Here is a 19,827-nt window from a genome sequence, read left to right as displayed (position 1 = left end):
ACACCGACCACTACCATGACCAACCAGACACCACCGCCAGCACGCCGATGCTGCTTGAAACAACCGGCAAACTGTCGCGAAGAGTCAGAAACACCTCAAATGCGCTGTCTCTGCGGACGTACACGACCCGACAGTGCCCCACAGCACCGCCGCCGACCGCGTCAACAACCCCCTACCTACAGCAGCTAGCCGGCGAGGGTGAGGCGCGCCACGAGGTCGGTGCCGAAGCCCGTGAGGATCGCCAAGTAGAGAAGGCCAGTGGCGGCCATCACGGCTGCGTACTGGCGCTCTCGCAGTGCGGCCATCGCCACAGCGGCGAGCGCCGCCGTGGTTATGGCACAAGCAACCCAGAACCAGCCCAGTAGCCCGCCATAGCCATCGTCGATGCTCCCGTTGAGCACCGACACCATGCCAATGGGCAGCAGCAGCAGGCCCACCTCGAACGGCCAGACCGCGCCGAGATGCCGCACGAGCTCGCGCAGCGGCTCACGGCGCAGCCCCGGCTGCACCAGGTACCAATGCCCGAGCAGCATCGAATCGCTAACCACGCCGAGGAACGCGGCACCGGCGATGACGCGAGCGAGGTGCAGGACCGGGTTGACATCCCCGCTCGCGCCGAGCCCCGCGACGACAACGCCCACAACGCCAGCCAACGGCGCCGCCAGGTCCCAACGTTGGTCGAATCCCTCGATCGTTCGGCGCGGCCGGGGCTGGGCGGGCTCAACTGCGTGGCTGCCGTCGCCCGGATGTGACTCGGCGGAGCCTGCAGCAGGCGAGTCGGGCCGAGCCGAGCGCGCCAGCGTCGCGAACGCGCACGCCGACATCGCAATGCAGGCCACATCCCGGACCGCGTTCGGATGGAAAACGAATCCCGTGATGGCTGCGATGCCAGCGATGGCCCCGTACAACGACCGCAGCAGCCAGCCGTAGCCGAGCCCCACCTCGCGCCGCCGTGTGGTCACCCAGAGATAGGCCAAACCCCCCGAGGCCCACTGGCAGAGCACCGTGGCGGCGGCGACCGATGCACCCTCACCCATTGGGGGCCAACCTCAGCTATAGGGACCCAAGAACTTGGATCCGTCGAAGTGGATGAGATGATCAGGCGATTCCGCGATCCACACTTCCGTTTCCCATGCAATGTCGGCGATGTACTGGCGGAAGGTGGCCCGATCCTCAAACGCAGTCACGTAAACCAGTCCGAGACGTGCCGACCGCAACAACTGCTCGAGCTCGGCTCGCCGCTTCGGGTCGATAGGCCCGTGAGATGTCACGGCCTCGACGACCACGAGCCATGACTCGTCCGCGTGCTTGACGATGACATCAGGCATCTTGCCGTGGTGGGGAATGCTGATCCCAGCGCTCGTAAACGACTCGTCGTCGTACACAGCGAACTTCTCATCAGCATCACCGATGTACCAAACGGCGCCAAAGGCACGTGCGGAACGCTCGTTGCATTGCTCAGGAGGGAACCCGAGTTCGGTGAGAATCCCTTGCGCCTCGGAGATGCGCTGGGTGATCTGGTAGCTCACCGAACGCCTTCGAGAGCCGGAACGTGACCTTCCACCAGCGAGTCCGTGGCTGCTTGGTTGAATTCGGTTGACCGTGCCTCAGCCCCCAAGGAGCGCAGGGAGTCGACATCGGGGTACCGAAGCGACTCCAGGTCGGCAGCATTCACTTGGGTATGCCCGTTGAACTGCCGGAAGAACTGATCGACGACTGTCGAGTTGAGATAGGCCGCCAGTCCCCATGCGAGATCGAGTTCCATGCCTCGGTTTGAGACGTGGAGCACGTTGACGTGATTCTCCATGGCCACGACATTGCTTGGCAGATCCCCGGCTTCCAGCACAGCGGCCACGACGCGACGACGTTCCTCTTTCGACGAGAAGCGCTTGACCAGCACGTAGTCGCCCGCCGGCAGGAACATGCCTTCAGTCGCCGACGACTCGGCAATCGCGCACGGCTTGGAGTTGGACTTGCCTGGCCAGTCGATTCTGCCTCGCTTCAGGTGCCCGGGGTAGATCAGCGGAATCGCTCCGTCGTCGCACTCCTCGCGCAGGTGCTCTCGCAATCGAAAGTCCACCACCCGACCTGTCGAAGCCGTGACACCTAGTCCCGCCAGCGTCTGGGGGAGGCGCCCTAAGTGCTCCGCTAGCTCGACGCTCGTGCGGTCTTCGGGAATGCGAATGAAGAGACGTGGATCCTTCGGGTGAACGACTGAATCGGCGCCGACTTCGTGCCGACGGGGTTCGTCGAGGCCCGAACCCGAGCTGACGGCGATCTGCACCGGTGGCCGCTGAGCCGAACGAACGATCCGGAAGATGATGTTCTCTTGAAGCACAGCGCCGTCGCGAAATGCGGTGTCTCGGGATTCGAAGACGTGGATGTCCCGCAGCGCACAGTCATCCAACAGGGCCTGCCGGAAAGCTCTGAAATACGAGCCGTTGCAGAAACTCCTCGGAGTTATCGCGACCAGCTGACCATCAGGGGCGAGCAAGCGGCTGGCGAGCCAAACGAATGCCGAATACAGATTGCTCGTGCGAATACCGAGACGCCGAAGTCGTTCGTTAGTCGCAGATGCTGTGCGCATCTTGCCGTACAGCGGATTCATCATGACGAGATCAAATGACTGGCGATCCTGCTGGAACATCTCCGGCGCTGCACGGCTAGCGCCCCATGCCAAGAAGTCAGCGTGTTCGACATGGCTCTCGACCGCCTGCCTCACATCACGACAGTCATCGAGTGTCGATCCGAGACTTCCCAGTAGCCGATCGTCGATTTCCACGGCCGTCACGTCCAAAGAGCACTGCCATCCCTCGTTGGCTGCTCGTTCGACAAGCGCTGCCGAGAGGGCGCCGACGCCGGCACCGGGATCGAGAACGCGAACCTGTCCTTCCGGGGGTTCGAACATGTCAGCCAGAAGTCGCGTGATCGGAGCAGGTGTGAAGTACTGCCCAAGCTCCGCTCGGCCCTCATCAGCCGACACTTCGGCGTGAGCGATCCGGCGCTGCTCAGCGCGGGCCAATGGTCCTGCTGCAACTAGTTCATTGACAACTACCGCCACGCCGCCTCACCGGGCCCTTCCAGCACAAGACCTCCCGGCAGCATAGGTAAGGCCCCGGATTGCGCCGCGGAGCATGTCCCGCGCCTTGGCCGATGGGGCGCTATGCCTCGACGGGCCGTATCCGCAGCGCAAGCGGCACGGCCGCACGAGCCAAGTGGCCGACGGGAACACCGTTATCGAGAGTTCCACGCCATTTGGCCGCGACTACGTCGGGAGGCCGTCCGGTATCCATGCGTGGGGGTATTGCTGGCATTCGGGGTGTGGGGTGGTCAGCCATCGCAGTCCGGGGTGGCCCACGGCCCGCACCGAGGTAAGGATGACATCGCCGCTCTCGGCGGGGCCTTCGCTGGCGAAGCCGTCGATACTCGATTCCTCCCCGTGAGGGCCGATCCAGAATCCGCCGGGGTCGCGTCGAACCGTCGAGCCGTGAGGGTCGACCCACAGCCGATCCGAGTCCTCAACAGGACTCAAGACTGACGAGAGGGGTCGCTCTTCGGCCGAGGTTGTGGCCGGTCGCAGCAGTGTCGGGTCCGGCCGGTAGACGCCGGTGATCGCGAACGAACCGTTGGCATCGACGAGATCGCGGCCGTTCTCAAACAGCAGCAAGTACTCGGTGCCATCGCGGCCGGTGCCGGTGATGCATCGCCTGCCGATGTCGAGCAGCACCTGCCTGGGCGAATGGCGGACATCGACCCAGGCGTCGGGCCTGTACTCGACTCGCACGAAACGGTCCGGCGGCCCCTCGGCGGCTTCCCGCAGCAGCGCTGTGCATGCGTTGCCAACAGCGACCGCCCCGGCAATGACCAGAGCCGATACCCACAGCACGCGCCGCCCTGACCATTGCGGCCGTCGTGCACGTCTGTGACTGGCAGATCGCACTATCTGGTCAAGCAGGCGGTACAGCTGCGGCGGACTCGGCGGCGTGGTAGCTCGAACGGGTGAGCGGACTCGACTCGACATGGTCGATGTCGAGCCCCGCGCCCACCTCCCGCCAACGTTCAAAGGACTCGGGCGGCACCCAGCGGGCTACCGGAATGTGATGGCTTGTCGGTCGCAGGTACTGGCCGATCGTGACGATGCTCACGCCTACGGCCGCCAGGTCGGCCAGCGCGAGGTCGACCTCCGCGTCATCCTCGCCCATGCCGACGATGATGCCCGACTTGGTGACGTGCCCCGCCGCAGCGCTGCGTGCCAGCAGGACGAGGCTGCGGGCGTAGCCCGCAGACGGGCGCACGGCCCGCTGCAGCCGAGCGACGGTCTCGATGTTGTGGTTCAGGATGTCCGGACCCGCATCGAGGACGGTCTGCAGCGAGGAGGCATCGCCGCCAAAATCAGGCACCAGCACCTCGACGGTCGTGCCCGGCGACCGAGCTCGGATGGCAGCAATGGTCTCGGCGAACGCGGCGGCCCCGCCGTCGGGAAGATCGTCGCGGGCCACGGCGGTGACAACCGCATGATCGAGCTCCATCTCGGCCACCGCATCGGCCACCCGGCAGGGCTCGCCAGGGTCGAGCGGCGCCGGCTGGCGAGTGTCGACGAGGCAGAAGCCGCATGCACGCGTACACCGTTCGCCGTTGAGCATGAATGTGGCAGTGCCCGAACCCCAGCATTCGAAGATGTTCGGGCAACCCGCCTCTTCGCAGACCGTGACGAGGTCGTGCTGTCGCATGACGCGGCGCAGCCGGAGGTAGCCGTCGTTGAGGTCCATGCGGGCACGCAGCCATGGCGGCTTTCGCTCGCTGAGCGTCATCCCGCCGCCCACACCCGCTTGCGCAAGACGGGCACGACTACGCGGCAGCGCTACCTCCACTCGTCCCGACGCGTCAGACGTTGCCGCATCCGGATGCGCCGGTGCCGGACGACGGCGCGCATCAGGCGACAGGGACTCAGACCGGTGCCCCGATCCACTGCCCCAGCTGAACGCGCTGAGGTCGGACGGCCGTTGCCGCCACGCCACGTCGGCACGCTCGCAGCCGGTGTCGCTCCATCGCTGCGCCGCGCGCCGCACCACGGCATCGGCCACCTCGCGCATGGTCGCTGCGCAGCCCTCGGCGCGCAGCGACGTCGGCCGGAAGTCGCGGATGCCGCACGGGATGATCCGTTCGAACCACGACAGATCCGTCTCGACGTTGAGCGCGAAGCCGTGCATCGTGCGGCCGCGGCTGAGGCGCACGCCGATGGCGGCGAGCTTGCGGGGGGTGTCGTCGAGGTCCGTCCAAACGCCGGGATAGCCGCGCAACCGGCCGCAGCCGCCCAGTCCCAGGTCGGACAGCGCGTCGATGAGCACCTGTTCCAGGTCGCACACGTACGCCGCTGTCTCGGCGAGTCCGCCGCCGCGGCGACCGGGCAGCGTCAGGATCGGGTAGCCGACGAGTTGGCCGGGACCGTGGTAGGTGAAGTCGCCGCCGCGGTCGATGCGGACGCAGTCGGCGCCGACCTCGCCGGGATCGACGAGCAGGTTGGCCTCGTCTGCGCTCGGACCCGCAGTGAAGACGTGGTGGTGTTCAAGCAGAAGCAGGTAGTTGTCCGCGCTGTGCGCCCACAGGCGCCGCTGCAAGTCGAGCGCTTCGCGGAAGCCGACCCTTCCGAGCCAGCGCACCTGCAGCACGGAGTGCACAGTTAGAACTCCGCTCCCCAGTCGTGCTGTTCGAGCATCTGGCGGATGTGGCCTAGGAAGCCTGCGGCATAGCTGCCGTCGAACGCACGGTGATCCCAGCCCATCGCAAGGTGGCCCACCGAATGCACGGCGATGCTCTCGTTGCCGAAACGATCGGTGACCACGACTGGGCGCCGGGCGACGCCGTCGGTCGAGAGCACAGCAACCTGGGGTTGGTTGATGATGGCGGCAGTGGTGTAGGTGCCGAATGATCCGTTGTTGGAGATGGTGAACGTGCCGCCGCTGATGTCGTCGGGTGTCAGGCGCCGCTCCCGTGCGCGCGCCGCGAGCTCGTTCATCGTGCGGGCAACGCCGCGCAAGCTGAACGAGTCGGCATCGCGCAGCACCGGCACGATCAGCCCGTCGTAGTCGAGGTCGACCGCGACGCCCACGTTGCGACGGCGCCAGATGCGCAGGCCGCCGTCTTCCACCGAGGCGTTGAGCCGTGGCCAGTGAGCCAGGGCATCTGCCACGGCGACCACGATGAACGGCAGGTAGGTGAGGCTGAATCCCTCCGCAGCCCGCCACGCCTCTCGGTGAGCCCGGCGCACCTGCTCCACGTTCTCGTAGTCGACCTCGACGACAGTGAGGGCATGCGGCGACGTGGCCATGGAGTTGACCATGTGCTCGCCCGTGCGGCGCCGGATGTTGTTGAACGATTCGTAGCGCGAGTCGCCGTCGGTCCATTCAGCAGCGGCAGCGGCAGCGACTGGTGCCGGTACCGGCGGCGGGGTGGGCGCCGCAGAGCGTTCGCCGGCGGCCGGTCTCGCCGTCGCCGTCGTGGGGCCCGCGCTCACAGCTGCGGCGCGTTGCCGCTCGTCGATGGCGTTCAGCACGTCGGAGCGTGTGATGCGACCGCCCACGCCCGTGCCCACGAGGGCCGCGGGGTCGAGACCGTGCTCTCGCACCAAGCGTCGGACAACGGGCGAGAGCAGATGACTGCCATGCTCGGTTGTGGGCCCGTTCGCCGCACCGTTGGCCGGTGCAGCAGCGGCGGGCGCAGCAACCGGTGCAACGGCGGGAGCCGCTGGCGGATCGGCCGCTGCCGGCGCGGTCGCGGGAGCCGCAGCCAGTTCTGACGGCGTGCCGCTGGGCACGGGGATTGCCGCATCGGGCGGCGGCGCGACAGCGCCTTCGGCTAGCTCCACGATCGCCAGCACCGTCCCGACGTCCACCGTCTCGCCCTCGGGGACGCGAATCTCGGCAATGACGCCTTCCATCGGCGAGGGCACTTCGCTGTCGACCTTGTCGGTCGACACCTCGTAGAGCACCTCGCCCACCGCGATCGAATCGCCCGGGTTTTTGAACCAGCGGGTAATGGTGCCTTCGGTGACCGTTTCGCCGAGCTGGGGCAGCACCAAGTCAGCCATGTCGCGCCCCTGAACGGCGCACGGCGGCTGCTGCCGGGCTCATCCGTGCAGACCTCGCCCGGTGAGCGAGAGCATCGTCTCGCCGAAGAGTTCTGACAGTGTCGGGTGGGGCTGCACGAGCGCCGCCACCTCGGCGACCGTGGCCTCCCAGTTCACCGCCAGGTAGCCCTGACCGAGCTGCTCGGTGACCCACGGTCCCATCATGTGAACGCCGAGCACGCGCCCGGCGGTGCCGTCGGCTTCGCGTTCGGCCACGATCTTGACGAGTCCTTCGGTGTCGTTGACGATCATCGCCCGCGAGTTGCCGGTGAAGCGGTGCTTCGACGCCACTACGTCGTAGCCGGCGTCGCGAGCCGCCGACTCGGTGAGCCCCGCAAACGCCACCTCGGGATGGCAGTAGATCGCCCAAGGAACGTTTGCGTAGTCGACAGGCGCCGGGTGCTCGCCGAGCATGTCCTTGGTGGCCACGATTGCCTCCGCGAACCCGACATGGGCGAGCTGCGGCGTATTGATGAGATCGCCGATGGCATAGACGCCGGCCATGGTGGTGCGGCACATCTCGTCGGCCACGACGAAGCCCCGCTCGTCGAGCTTGACCCCGGTGCCGTCGAGGCCGAGATGATCCGGGTACGGCCGGCGTCCCACCGACACCACCACGGCGTCGACCTCGAGGGACGCGTCCACCATGTCGCCATCGCCAGACCGGGGAGCGATCTCGTACTGCACGGTCGTGCCGCCACCGCCCGGCTTGTGCCCGGTGACCCGGCAGCCAGTGAGCACTGTGATTCCCCGCTTGGAGAACGCCCGAGCGAGGGCCTTGGCAATGTCGGCGTCGACACCGGGGATGATCTGCGGCGCGTACTCGAGCACGGTGACCTCGGCGCCAAGGTCGGCGAGCATCGAAGCGAACTCGCAGCCGATGGCCCCCCCGCCGATCACAGCGACTCGGCTCGGCACCTCGTCGAGTGCGAGCACCTCGTCGGAGGTCATCACCAGCGTGCCGTCGCGATCGAAGCCGGGCAGCGTGATCGGCACTGATCCTGCTGCGAGCAGGACGTGATCTCCCTGCAACGTCTGGGTGCCGGACTCGCCTGCTTCGACCTCGACGGAACGATCGGCACACAGCCGTCCCGTGCCTTCGTAGGTGGTGACCTTGCGGCGGCGCAGCAGCCCTTTCACCCCGTTCTCGAGACCGTCGACAATGCGCTGTTTGCGGCCCTGCGAGACGCCGAAGTCCAGCTCCGGCGGCTCGACGTTCACGCCGAATTCGGCGGCCTCGCCGACGGTACGCCATACGGCGGCGGTCTCGAGCAGTTCCTTGGCGGGAATGCAGCCTCGATGCAGGCACGTCCCGCCGAGCCGATCGCGCTCCACGAGGGCGACGCTCATGCCTGCGGCGCCGGCATACAAGGCTGCCCCGTAGCCCGCGGGGCCCCCGCCGATCACCACAAGGTCGTACCGAACCGGACTGCCTGTCTCGCCGGTATTCGTGTCATCTGCCATCGCGCGACGAGGGTACGCCGAGTTTTCGACCGGTTCGCACCGGGGCCGCGCAGCATGCGCTGCGGCCGGGCCAGACAGCGCTACAGCGCGATGAGCACCTGGACCGCGAACGCCATCAGGATGACCATCCCGGTGACGAGAGCCAAAGCAATCAGCGCCCGGGTGCTCACCGGGCCGAATGTAACCCGCGCTCTCCCATCCCAGGCCCAGGGATAGGCTCGGCAAGGTGACGCATTCGCGATCCCGGGCGGTCATCGTGCTGCTGGCCGGGCTGGCAGGCATCGGCGTTCTGGCCGGCTGTGGGAGCGTCGAAGTCAGCGTGTCCCGCGACACCGCGGCCACGACATCTGCTGCCGAGGCGCCCGCGACCACGGCCGGCGGCGCTGACACCGCTGCGGCTGCCGAGCCGGCTGCCACCGCCGCTGTCGCACAGGAGAACCGAGCCGAGATCCTGCTGCTGGAAGGTGCGCTGCTCGACGGGCAGCAATTCGATCTGGCTGCGACAGCCGGGAACGACGTCCTCCTGTGGTTCTGGGCGCCTTGGTGACCGGCGTGCAATCGTGAAGCGCCTGCGGTCGCAGCGCTGAAGGCGGAGCACGGCGACAGCTTGGTCCTGGTGGGTGTGCCCGGCGGCGACTCCCAGGATTCGTACCGGCGCTTCGTGGCCAAGCACCAGCTGGGCGACGTCCCGCAGGTCGCCAACGAAGACGGCGAGCTGTGGGGTCAGCTCGGCGTGAGCTACCAGCCGAGGTGGGTGCTGGTGCGAGCCGACGGCAGCATCGAGCGCGGCGGCGGCACTCCCCCGCCCGACATCGTGCAAGACGCCCTCACGCCCGCCTGAGGCCGATCCCGCCCAAAGGACAGCATGGCCAAGCCGACCCAGCGGAGCGTGAGTGTCGAGCGGCTCATCGCCGCCCCCGCGGAGAAGATCTTCGCCGTGCTGACCGATCCCCGCCGTCATTGCGAAATCGACGGCTCGGGAACACTGGCTCGCCTGACCACCAGCAATGCACCGCTCACGCTGGGCAGCACGTTCTCGATGCGTATCAAGGTGGGCGTCTCCTACACCGTGAAGAATCGTGTGCTGGAGTTCGAGGAGAACCGCCTGATCACCTGGGCGCACTGGCAGGGCCAACGCTGGAGCTACCAGCTTGAGCCCCAGCCCGGCGGCGCCACGCTGGTGCGCGAGACCTTCGACTGGTCGACCGCGAAGCTGCCGCGCAGTGTCGAGCTCATCGGGGCCCACCGCAAGAACGTGCCGAACATGGAGAAGACGCTCGAACGGCTGGCTGCGCTCGTCGAGGCTCCTGCCGACGGCGACTAGTCGCCGGGCTCGATCACCCAGACATCATCCAGCGCTTCTTCAAGACGCCGATACAGATCACCCAAGGTGCGATCGTCAGTGCGACGTACCAGCACGGCTTCGTCGCAGTTGTGCATGAACCAGGTGTCCCGACGACGCATGGCCTTGCCGAACGCCTCGGTGTCCACCGGCACGCGGTTCGCGAGCACGAATTCCTGCCCTGCGCGCTGGCGCAGCTCTGCGAACCGCTGGCGTGACGGCCCCGGCCACCGCCGCTCGACGCCCTCGAACGCCAGCACTACGACATACGGCACACCGGCCGCAAGCGCGGCCTCGGCACCCAGGGTCTCGGCACCGAGCCCGAGGCCTGTGGCCACGACGAGATCGGGATGCATCTGGCGCTTGGCCGCAATGACGTCGCTCAACTGCCGGAGCACCTTGCGCGACACCGGATTCTCGTTGTAGCCGCCGAGCTCCGGCGGCCGGTGGCCCAGCACGGCCACAGCGTGACCGGTGATCTCCCGGTTCCCCGATGTCGGCTCGTCGGTGCTGACGGCACCCTTGGCGGGGCGCTGCGGTGCCGATCGCGGGTCGCTCAGCCGATCGAGCACGTCATCGTCGAACCGATTGCCGCTCTGGCCGGCACCTGCCCCCGCAGCATGCACGGCCAGCGCGTCAGCAGCAGAGTTCAGCCGCTGGCCGGCATGACCCTTCACCCATTCGAACGTCACATCGCCCCGCGCCAGCACGGCCTCGATGAATGGCTCCCACAAGTCGCGGTTGGCCACCGGCTTCTTCGCAGTGTTCAGCCAGTTGCGCCGGTGCCAGCCCTTCCACCATTCGTCGGTGAAGCACTTCACCACGTAGGTGGAGTCGCTGACGATCCGCAGCGGCCCGTCCAAGTCCTCGACGGCTTGCACCGCAGCCACGACCTCCATGCGCTGGTTCGTGGTGGCGGGCTCGAAGCCGCAGGCCCACGGTCCGCCGTCGACCACGTAGGCCCAACCGCCCGGACCTGGATTGCCCAGGCATGACCCGTCCGTAAAGACCTCTCGCGCTGCCGCGTTCGATATCTGGCTCATCCAAGTGCGACACTAGAACCCATGCTCTTTGACGGGTTGCATGAGCAGATCCCCGATATCGACCCCGATGAGACCGACGATTGGTTGCAGTCGTTCGCGGCAGTCGTCGAGGAACGGGGCAAGAACCGCGCGCGGTTTCTCATTCGCAGGCTCATGTCCAAGGCCCGCGAGATGCAGGTCGACTTCCCCGCCACCGTCTCGACCCCGTACATCAACACGATCGCCCCCGAGGACGAGCCGTGGTTTCCCGGCGACGAAGATATCGAGAAACGCCTGCGGGCCTTCATCCGCTGGAACGCCGTCGCGATGGTGACTCATGCGAACTCGTGGGCCGACGGAATCGGCGGCCACCTGTCCACCTTCGCCAGCTCGGCGGCGCTCTACGACGTGGGCTTCAACCACTTCTGGCACGGCAAGGATGACGGCGAGCCCGGCGACCACATCTACATCCAGGGTCATGCGGCGCCCGGCATCTACGCCCGGGCCTACCTCGAAGGCCGCCTCGACGACACCGACCTCGAGCACTTCCGGCGCGAGATCGGCCGCACCGGCCTGTCGTCGTACCCCCATCCCCGCCTCATGCCCGAGTTCTGGGAGTTCCCGACGGTGTCGATGGGCCTCGGACCGATCACCGCCATCTATCACGCTCGCTTCAACCGCTACCTCCACAACCGCCGCATCGACAACACCTCGGAATCGAAGGTGTGGTGCTTCGTGGGCGACGGCGAGACCGATGAGCCCGAGACGCTGGGCGCGCTGCACCTCGCCGCCCGGGAGCGGCTCGACAACCTGATCTTCGTGGTGAACTGCAACCTGCAGCGGCTCGACGGTCCCGTGCGGGGCAACGGGAAGATCATCCAGGAGCTCGAGGCCAACTTCCGCGGCTCGGGCTGGAACGTGATCAAGGTGATCTGGGGCGGTCGCTGGGACGAGCTGCTCGCCCGCGACCGCGACGGCGTGCTGCTCAACAAGATGAACGAGACCATCGACGGCGAGTACCAGCGCTACTCGGTGGAGAGCGGGCAGTACATCCGCGAGCGGTTCTTCGGCCCCGATCCGCGGCTGCGCGAGATGGTGCAGCACCTCTCCGATGAAGACCTCCAAACGCTGCCCCGCGGCGGCCACGACTACAAGAAGCTGTATGCGGCATACCAAGCGGCCGTCGAGCACGAGGGCAGCCCCACGGTCATCCTGACCAAGACGGTCAAGGGCTGGTCGCTGGGGCCCGACCTCGAAGCCCGCAACGCCACCCACCAGATCAAGAAGCTGAACCGCACGCAGCTCATGACGATCCGCGAGCGACTGCGGCTGCACAACGAGATCGACGCCGAGTTCGATCCCGACGACCCGCCCTATTGCCGGCCGGCGCCCGGCAGCGCCGAGCACGAGTACCTCATGGCACGCCGCAAGGCGCTCAACGGCCCATTGCCCAAGCGCATCGGCAACTGGTGCCGCAAGGCGCTGCCGATGCCCAGCTCCAAGCCGTTCGAGGAATTCTCGGCGGGATCGGGCGAGATGGCCGTGTCGACCACCATGGCGTTCACCCGGATGCTGCGGGCCATGACGCGTGAGCCGGGCTTCGGCGACCGCGTGGTGCCGATCATTCCCGACGAGGCCCGTACGTTCGGCATGGACTCGCTGTTCCGCGAGCTGGGCATCTACGCCAGCCAGGGACAGCTGTACGAGCCGGTGGATCACGACCTGCTGCTGTCCTACACCGAGCACATCGACGGCCAGATCCTCGAAGAGGGCATCACCGAGGCGGGTGCGCTGGCCAGTTTCACCGCCGCGGCCACGTCGTATGCCACCCGCGGCGTGGCGATGGTGCCCTTCTACACCTTCTATTCGATGTTCGGCTTCCAGCGGGTCGGCGACATGATCTGGGCGCTGGCCGACATGCGGGGGCGCGGCTTCCTCATGGGGGCCACGGCGGGTCGCACCACCCTGATGGGCGAGGGCCTCCAGCACCAGGACGGCCATTCACCGCTGCTGGCCTCGGTGGTGCCGCCGTGCCAAGCCTACGACCCGGCGTTCGCCTACGAGCTGGCCGCCATCGTGCAGGACGGCATCCGGCGGATGTACGGCGTGGGCGAGGATGTCTTTTACTACCTCACGATCTACAACGAGAACTACGTCCAGCCGCCTGAGCCCGACGATCTCGCTGTGGAGGATCTGCTGGCGGGGCTGTACCGCTACGCCCCGTCACCGCCCGGACGCGCCCACTCCGGCACGATCCTGTTCTCGGGCTCAGCGCAGGGGGCTGCGCGGGCAGCAGCAGAGCTGCTGGCGGCCGAACACGACGTGGGCGTCGACCTGTGGAGCGCCACGTCGTACAAGGCGCTGCGCGAGGAGGCGCTGTCGTGCGAGCGGTGGAACACGCTCCATCCCGACGATCCCCAGCAGGTGCCCTTCGTGACCCGGCAGCTGGCCGACGGCATGGGGCCGGTGATCGCCGTGACCGACTTCATGCGGGCCGTGCCCGACCAGGTGTCGCGCTGGATCGGCCGCGACTACACGTCGCTCGGTACCGACGGCTTCGGCCACAGCGACACCCGCAGCCGGCTGCGGGAGCACTTCGAGATCACCGCCGAGCACATCACCGTGGCCGTGCTGTGGCGCCTCGCCGAACTGGGCGAGATCGACTCGAGCGCGGCGGCGGAGGCCATCAAGCGCTACGGCCTGGCCACCGACAGCGCCGACCCCTGGTCCGCGGCAGCGCACTGAGCCCTGCGCGCAGCGGGCATGTCCGGCGATGTCCGGCCCGCGCCGCCAGACTGTCCCGGTGCCCAGCGATATCCCGTGCCCGCAGCGATGGTTCGACGACTACGAGGCCGGTGAGCGCTTCACGTTCGGCTCGACGACGATCGACGAGGCCGAGATCATCGAATTCGGCCGCAAGTTCGACCCGCAGCCTTTCCACATCGATCCCGAAGCCGCACGTCACACCGTCTACGGCCGGCTGATCGCCTCGGGATGGCACACCGGCTCGATCATGATGAGGCTGCTGGGCGAGCACCTGCTGGGGCCGTCCAGCATGGGCTCGCCCGGTCTCGACGAGCTGCGCTGGCTGGCCCCGGTGCATCCAGGCGACCGGCTCACCCTCGTGGTGGAAGTACTGGAGATGCTTCCGAGCCGCTCCAAGCCCGACCGGGGCATCGTCAAGATGGCCCACGAACTCGTAGGCGTACTGGGCGGCTGCTTGGCGCTCCAGCCAGCCGAGCAGGATGGCCACCGCTCGCGGATCGTGACGGATGCGGTGGTCGGCACCCTCGATAAGGCGCAATTCTGCACTGGGATGCCCCGAAGCCAGATGTCGGGCCTCTTCGTAGGGCACCTGCCGGTCGTTGATGCCGTGCAGGATCAGCAACGGCCGGTCCGCCAGCTGTCCCACTGCGTCCATCGCCCGGTTCTGCTTCAGTTCACGATTCCAAGCGCCCGTCGACTTCGGAAAGCCCTCAGTTCGGATCACACCCACGTTGCGACAGTGCTGCAGGAACGCCTTGGGGTCGCTCGCCCAGTCGTCAAAATCCGCCCTGGGCGCCATTGCGGCCACGCCGCGAATCCGGGCGTCGCGCGCGGCCGCCAGGATCGCCACAGATCCGCCGGTTGTCGAGCCCACGAGCCATACACCCCGGCAACCCTCGGCGAGCACACGGGTGACCGAGCGGCCGATGTCGTCGATCCAGCCGAGCAAGGAGAAATCGCCGTCAGACTCGCCGCAGCCGCGCATGCTCACTGCAAGCACCGTCCAGCCTTGGGCCTCGGCGATGCGCTCGGCGAAGAGCTGGTAGGTGCGGTTCGGCACGCCGGGCCGCTGCATCGATGGGAAACCGTGGCACAGCACTACTGCCGGCCCGCTGCGGACAGATCGCTTCGGGCGCACCAGGATCGCTGCGAGACCCGGGCTGCCCTCGATGGTGGTCTCGGTGACGTCGGTGCTCACGTCGCTGCGCGCTGTCGGCCGAGCGCCGCTTGCGCAGCTGTAGCAGGGTGCACCGTCACGTCCTAGCGGCAGAGCCGCGACAGGCGGTAGCCGCGGTTGCGTGCTTCTGGCAACTCATCGGGGCCGAAAGTGGCGTAGGACTGGGCCGCCACGGTGTCAGCGACGGCTGCGGCGAGCTGCTCGGTGACCGCCGGATCATCGGTCGCCAGCTCCATGTCGTAGACGATCTGGTTGCGCTTGTCGCCGACGAATCGGCAGCCGGCGAGCTCCCTGGGGATGTCCATGGGAACATTCTGCCGTCCTGCTGCGGGCTCAGCTTCCGTCGGGGTCCACGACGGCGAGTGCGCCGATCAGGCGCAGGTACTCCAGATGCGCATCAGCGACTGCGCTGACCTGCTCCAGCGACACCTCGAGCCCGTCTCGACGGACGCTGCGGTACAGATCGGCCGCGGAGGACTGGTCCTCGGTGACCGTCGTGCCTGTCTCGCCTTCGGCGTCAGGATCATCGCCGTCTGGCGTTGCTGGGGGCGCGAACTGCAGCTGATTGAGGTGTGCCCGCAGCAGCGCTTCGAGCTCGCTGGGCTCCAGTGCCGCAGCAATGTCGAACGGCACGAGGTCGGCGACGATTTCCGCCGCCTCGGCAAGACGCCACACGGGCTCGCGTCGCTGGCGGCCCAGCCGCTGCGCCTGGGTGCCGACCACGCCCGCGGCGACAACGAAGCCGATCACCAATGAGATGACGATGACCGCGACAATCACCGGCGCCTCCCGGCGGCTCACATGCCCGCGCGGCGCGCCTGCCGCGTCGGGTTGCCTCAGTCTGTCGCGTTCCGGCCTACAGGCCGATGCGCTGGGCCAGCTGCTCCCGGTGGTAGGCGGGATCACCGAAGATCAGCTCTGAGCTCTTCGCGCGCTTGAAATACAGGTGCGCAGGGTGCTCCCACGTGAAGCCGATGCCGCCGTGGATCTGGATGTTCTCCGCGGCGCAATGGAAATACGCCTCGGAGCAGTAGGCCTTGGCAAGCGACGCCACCGACGGCAGCTCGTCGTTCATCTCCGCAGCGCACCAGGCCGCGTAGTAGGCGGCCGACTTGGCCGATTCGACCTCGAGCAACATGTCGGCGCACTTGTGCTTGATGGCCTGGAACGAGCCGATCGGGCGCCCGAACTGCACACGGTCCTTCGCGTACTGCACGGCCATGTCCAACACGAACTGCGCACCGCCGACCTGCTCGCTGGCCAGCGCCACCGCAGCCAGGTCGAGCACCTGGTCGATGTAGGCGAAGTTGTCGGTGTCGCACAGGTGCTTGGCCGGCGTGTTGTCAAAAGTGATGCGGGCCTGCTTGCGGGTCTGGTCCATGGTGGCGAGGTTCTCGCGGCTGAGCCCCGCGGCATCGCCCTCGACGGTGAACAGGTGGATCCCGCCGTTGCAGCGCGCCGCCACCACGAACAGGTTCGCAGTGCCACCGTCGGTCACGAACATCTTCTCGCCCGAGATCGTCGCCGAGTCGCCGGTGTCAGTGGCCTCCACTTCGACGCCCTCGGCGTCCCAGCGGCCGCTGGCCTCGGCCAAGGCCAGGGTGGCGATGATCTCGCCCGAAGCGATGCCTTCGAGCAGTTCTTCTTTGGCCTTCTCATTGCCCGAGTGCAAGATGGCGTTGCCGGCCAGCACCACCGTGGAGAAGTAGGGCGAGCACAGCAGGCTTCGGCCCATCTCTTCGAGCACGATGCCGAGCTCCACGTAGCTGGCGCCCTGGCCGCCATATTCCTCGGGAATGATCAGCGCCTGCAGGCCGAGCTGCTCGGCCATCTGCGACCACACGGCAGGGTCGTAGCCGTCGTCGGTCTCCATCAGCTCCCGAACGGTGGTCTCCGAGGACTTCTCCTCGAGGAATGAGCGGACGAAGTTGCGGAGCTCTTCCTGCTCCTCAGTGAATGCGAAGTTCACGGACGCGCCTCCGGGGCTGATGCAGCCAGTGCAGCCTGAGCACCGGCCCTGCCGGTGCGATGGACAGCCGAAGTTCTATCACCCAGCGGCCGGATCGACTCAGAAACGGTGGAACCCCCGGCACACCTGGAGCGTTAGCTTTCGTGACGGGCGCCCCTAGCGGGGTACACCGGTTCGACCCCCCGACCGGTGCCCGTCAAACTCGACCCGGAGGCTGAGCCGGCCTCTTTCGGCCAGCAAGCCGACCCTCCATCGAAACGGGCAGACATGAGCGACAGTTCCCACGAGGCCACGGCAGATGCACCCTCCCCTTCCGACGCCTTGGGCGGCCGAGGCATCGGCAGGCTCATCCGCCGGCCCGGCTCGGTAGCTGGGCTAATCGCCGGCATTGCAGGTGCAGCCGTCGCGCTGGCATTCGGCGAGTTCATCGACGGGCTGGTGGACACGATCCCGTCGCTCGTGGTGGCCGTCGGCGAGGCGCTGGTGGACTACTCGCCCGACTGGGCAGTGAAGCTGAGCATCGAGCTGTTCGGCGAGAAGGACAAGGCCGTGCTGGCGATCGGCATCGTCGGCGTGTCGCTGATCATCGGCGGCCTGCTGGGCGCTTGCGCCATGGCGCCACGGCGCCGGTGGGTGCCCTTTGCCGGATTCGCTGCGTTCGGCGTGATCGGCGGCTGGACCGCTGCGCGCAACCCGATGAGCCCGTTCGTGGGCTCGTGGATGGTGGCCATCGTCGCCGCTGCGTTGGGCTACATCACGCTGAGGCTGTTGCTGCGAGTCGCCCCGGCCCGCAGCGCCGCACCCCCGGAAGATCAAGCGCCGCACGAACCTGCTGTCGCGGCAGCCGCCGAGGCTGCCCCCGACGCCAGCCGGCGGGCTTTCCTGCTCGGGGTCGGCGGCGCCGGTGTAGCCGCCGTCGGGCTCGTCGCGCTCGGTCGGGGCGTACGCGGTCCCTCAGCGGCAGAGACCGCTCGGGCCGGCATCGACCTGAGTGCTGCAAGGCCCCCGTCCACCACCGCTGCTGCGGGCGCGGCTGCCGCTGCGGAGCCCACAGCCACTACGGCTGCCGGACCCTCCGTCGCCACCCAAGTCGCCGCGCTCGACACGCTCGACGAGGTCACAGGCATCTCGAGCTACGTCACGCCGAACGGCGAGTTCTACCGGATCGACACTGCGCTGACGGTGCCCCAGGTCGACCCCGCCAACTGGAAGCTCAGCTTCACCGGCATGGTCGACAACCCCTACGAGCTGACCTTCGACGAGATCCTGGCAATGGACCTCCAGGAGCACGTCGTGACGCTGTCGTGCGTGTCGAATCGAGTCGGCGGCAACTTGGTCGGCAATGCCGTCTGGACCGGCGTGCCGCTGGTCGACCTGCTGGAGCGAGCCGGCGTGCAGGAAGGCGCCGACCAAGTGGTCGGCCGCTCGGTGGACGACTGGACCGCCGGCTTTCCCACCCCGCTGCTGTACGACGGCCGCAACGCATTGCTGGCCGTCGGCATGAACGGCGAACCGCTGCCGACCAGGCACGGCTTCCCGGCCCGCCTGATCGTGGCCGGGCTGTACGGCTACGTGTCAGCCGTGAAGTGGATAGAGGAGATTCACCTCACCACATGGGATGCGTTCGACGGCTATTGGGTGCCCCGGGGATGGTCCAAGCGCGGGCCGATGAAGACACAGAGCCGCATCGACGTGCCCGGAAGCGGCGACCGACCCGTGGCGGGCGTGACGACCGCCATCGCAGGCATCGCCTGGGCGCCGACGCGAGGCATCAGCGGCGCCGAGGTGCGCATCGACGACGGGCCGTGGCAACGCTGCGAGCTGGGTGAGGCGCTGGGCGACGAAAGCTGGGTGCAGTGGCATCTGCCTTGGACGCCCACGGCAGGCACGCACTCCCTGCAAGTGAGGGCGATCGACGGTACCGGCATGACACAGCCAGAAGGCCCCAAGGACGTCCGTCCCGACGGCGCCGAGGGCTGGCACCGCGTCGCCGTGCGAGTAGACGCCGCCTGAGCAGAGGGCACCGCCGCCTTCGCGGCGGGCTCACTCGTCTCCTGACGCTCTTGGAGGCTGTTCGGTTAGTTGTCGCTGGCGGTGGGGTCAGTCGGTGTAGGCGACGTCGCCTTGGGCTTGGTGGTTGGCGAGGCCGATGTTCCAGGCGAGGACGAGGCCGAGCTGGTGTTCGGCGCCGATGCCGACGGTGACGGTGGTCGAGGTCTGGTCGGCTGAGAGGTCCACGAAGATGTTCCGGCCGAGGTTGCCGTCGCGCAGCGGGGACAGCAGGATCGTCGGCTTGCGGCTGGGGATGCAGCTCAGGCTGACCTCGAAGTCGACGGTGGCGTCGCTGCGGCTGGCGGTGGGGCTGCTGATGAGCAGCGTCGGGCGGGCGGCGCAGGCGACCAGCGGCGCCTGGTCGGCTCCGTCGGGCTGGTCTTGTTCGACCGGCGGCTGGTCGTCGTCGTCGGCCACGGCGACTGTGGCCGCGCCCTGGGTGGCCGACACGGTGTAGCCGCTGCCCGCTTCGACGGTGGCTGTGACGGTGCCGTCTGCTTCGTCGGTTGTGTCGTCGCTGGTGGCGACGGTGACCGTGACGCTGCCCGACGCGGGGACGGTGACCGTGCGCGAACCGGTGGTGGCGCCGTGGTCGCCGGCGGCGGTGATCGTGACGGTGACGTCGATGCCGGCTGCGGGCGCGGGGCTGGCGCTCAGCGTGAAGGTGGCTGTGCCGCCTTCGGTGACGCCGCTGCCCGCAGTGACGCTCACGACCGGAACCACCACCGGCGGATCGTCGTCGTCGGTGACTGCGACCGCGGCAGCGGCCTGGGCGGTCGACACGGTGTAGCCGCTGCCGGCGTTGACGGCGGCTGAGGTGTTTCTGACTCTTCGCGACAGTTTGCCGGTTGTTTCAAGCAGCATCGGCGTGCTGGCGGTGGTGTCTGGTTGGTCATGGTAGTGGTCGGT

At 67.7% G+C, this 19,827-nt stretch carries 17 protein-coding genes and 2 pseudogenes; 6 read left to right on the top strand and 13 right to left on the bottom strand.

Annotation, left to right across the window (positions count from 1 at the left end; all coding sequences use genetic code 11):
* Window positions 1-185 precede the first annotated feature (185 nt).
* The 7 genes from VI480_RS04235 to lpdA all read right to left on the bottom strand — a co-directional run bounded on the left by VI480_RS04235 (window position 186) and on the right by lpdA (window position 8,590).
* Window positions 186-1,037 (bottom strand): hypothetical protein, encoded by an 852-nt coding sequence (locus tag VI480_RS04235; RefSeq protein WP_323671571.1) that lies wholly within the window; start codon window positions 1,035-1,037, stop codon window positions 186-188.
* A 12-nt stretch (window positions 1,038-1,049) separates the two neighbouring features.
* Window positions 1,050-1,529, bottom strand: a complete 480-nt coding sequence (locus tag VI480_RS04230) for a BsuBI/PstI family type II restriction endonuclease (RefSeq protein WP_323671570.1) — start codon at window positions 1,527-1,529, stop codon at window positions 1,050-1,052.
* Window positions 1,526-3,022: an Eco57I restriction-modification methylase domain-containing protein gene (locus VI480_RS04225; protein ID WP_323671569.1), complete on the bottom strand. Its 1,497-nt coding sequence runs from the start codon at window positions 3,020-3,022 to the stop codon at window positions 1,526-1,528. Before VI480_RS04225 ends, VI480_RS04230 begins: the two co-directional genes overlap by 4 nt.
* Before the next feature lie 243 nt (window positions 3,023-3,265).
* The gene (locus VI480_RS04220; RefSeq protein WP_323671568.1) at window positions 3,266-3,886 is read right to left on the bottom strand and encodes a hypothetical protein; all 621 of its coding nucleotides are present in this window, start codon (window positions 3,884-3,886) and stop codon (window positions 3,266-3,268) included.
* Window positions 3,887-3,947: 61 nt separating this feature from the next.
* Window positions 3,948-5,678, bottom strand: a complete 1,731-nt coding sequence (lipA, locus tag VI480_RS04215; RefSeq protein WP_323671567.1) for a lipoyl synthase — start codon at window positions 5,676-5,678, stop codon at window positions 3,948-3,950.
* Between the two features lie 2 nt (window positions 5,679-5,680).
* Window positions 5,681-7,087, bottom strand: coding sequence for a dihydrolipoamide acetyltransferase family protein (locus tag VI480_RS04210; protein ID WP_323671566.1), 1,407 nt, complete (start codon window positions 7,085-7,087; stop codon window positions 5,681-5,683).
* Between the two features lie 39 nt (window positions 7,088-7,126).
* Complete coding sequence (lpdA, locus tag VI480_RS04205; protein WP_323671565.1) at window positions 7,127-8,590, bottom strand: dihydrolipoyl dehydrogenase; 1,464 nt, start codon at window positions 8,588-8,590, stop codon at window positions 7,127-7,129.
* Between the two features lie 226 nt (window positions 8,591-8,816).
* Between lpdA and VI480_RS04200 the strand changes: the two genes are divergently transcribed.
* From VI480_RS04200 to VI480_RS04190, 3 genes are all read left to right on the top strand, one after another.
* A complete protein-coding gene (locus VI480_RS04200; RefSeq protein ID WP_323671564.1) occupies window positions 8,817-9,137 on the top strand; it encodes a hypothetical protein in 321 nt (106 codons plus the stop codon).
* Between the two features lie 69 nt (window positions 9,138-9,206).
* Window positions 9,207-9,431: a hypothetical protein gene (locus tag VI480_RS04195; RefSeq protein WP_323671563.1), complete on the top strand. Its 225-nt coding sequence runs from the start codon at window positions 9,207-9,209 to the stop codon at window positions 9,429-9,431.
* Between the two features lie 48 nt (window positions 9,432-9,479).
* Window positions 9,480-9,914 carry an SRPBCC family protein gene (locus tag VI480_RS04190; RefSeq protein ID WP_323671562.1) on the top strand — a complete coding sequence of 145 codons (435 nt, stop codon included), beginning with the start codon at window positions 9,480-9,482 and terminating at the stop codon, window positions 9,912-9,914.
* Here the strand turns inward: VI480_RS04190 and VI480_RS04185 are convergent.
* Window positions 9,911-10,975, bottom strand: coding sequence for a ribonuclease H (locus tag VI480_RS04185; RefSeq protein WP_323671561.1), 1,065 nt, complete (start codon window positions 10,973-10,975; stop codon window positions 9,911-9,913). The two genes, VI480_RS04190 and VI480_RS04185, sit on opposite strands and share 4 nt — an antisense overlap.
* Window positions 10,976-10,996: 21 nt before the next feature.
* Between VI480_RS04185 and aceE the strand changes: the two genes are divergently transcribed.
* Window positions 10,997-13,699: a pyruvate dehydrogenase (acetyl-transferring), homodimeric type gene (gene aceE / locus VI480_RS04180; protein ID WP_323671560.1), complete on the top strand. Its 2,703-nt coding sequence runs from the start codon at window positions 10,997-10,999 to the stop codon at window positions 13,697-13,699.
* A gap of 28 nt (window positions 13,700-13,727) precedes the next feature.
* Window positions 13,728-14,051: pseudogene (locus tag VI480_RS15570) on the top strand (MaoC/PaaZ C-terminal domain-containing protein); the annotation flags it as partial.
* 444 nt (window positions 14,052-14,495) lie between these two features.
* Here the strand turns inward: VI480_RS15570 and VI480_RS15565 are convergent.
* From VI480_RS15565 to VI480_RS04160, 4 genes and pseudogenes are all read right to left on the bottom strand, one after another.
* Window positions 14,496-14,819, bottom strand: a pseudogene (locus tag VI480_RS15565) (alpha/beta hydrolase); the annotation flags it as partial.
* 161 nt (window positions 14,820-14,980) lie between these two features.
* Entirely contained in the window at window positions 14,981-15,202 is a 222-nt protein-coding gene (locus VI480_RS04170) for a hypothetical protein (RefSeq protein ID WP_323671558.1), read from the bottom strand.
* A gap of 28 nt (window positions 15,203-15,230) precedes the next feature.
* On the bottom strand, window positions 15,231-15,677 hold the full coding sequence (locus VI480_RS04165) for a hypothetical protein (RefSeq protein ID WP_323671557.1): 447 nt from the start codon (window positions 15,675-15,677) through the stop codon (window positions 15,231-15,233).
* A 76-nt stretch (window positions 15,678-15,753) separates the two neighbouring features.
* Window positions 15,754-16,866 (bottom strand): acyl-CoA dehydrogenase family protein, encoded by a 1,113-nt coding sequence (locus VI480_RS04160; protein WP_323671556.1) that lies wholly within the window; start codon window positions 16,864-16,866, stop codon window positions 15,754-15,756.
* A gap of 267 nt (window positions 16,867-17,133) precedes the next feature.
* On the opposite strand from VI480_RS04160, the gene VI480_RS04155 reads away from it, so the two are divergent.
* The gene (locus tag VI480_RS04155; RefSeq protein WP_323671555.1) at window positions 17,134-18,879 is read left to right on the top strand and encodes a molybdopterin-dependent oxidoreductase; all 1,746 of its coding nucleotides are present in this window, start codon (window positions 17,134-17,136) and stop codon (window positions 18,877-18,879) included.
* 87 nt (window positions 18,880-18,966) lie between these two features.
* Here VI480_RS04155 and VI480_RS04150 read toward each other — a convergent pair.
* Window positions 18,967-19,827: hypothetical protein (locus VI480_RS04150; protein WP_323671554.1), on the bottom strand; the 861-nt coding region annotated here is incomplete at its 5' end.

Origin of the sequence: Candidatus Poriferisodalis multihospitum (genome assembly GCF_028283155.1) — a bacterium.
GTDB classification, from domain to species: domain Bacteria; phylum Actinomycetota; class Acidimicrobiia; order Acidimicrobiales; family Poriferisodalaceae; genus Poriferisodalis; species Poriferisodalis multihospitum.
The sequence above is the reverse complement of the archived record's forward strand: the minus strand, read 5'-3'. Positions and strand labels throughout refer to the sequence as shown.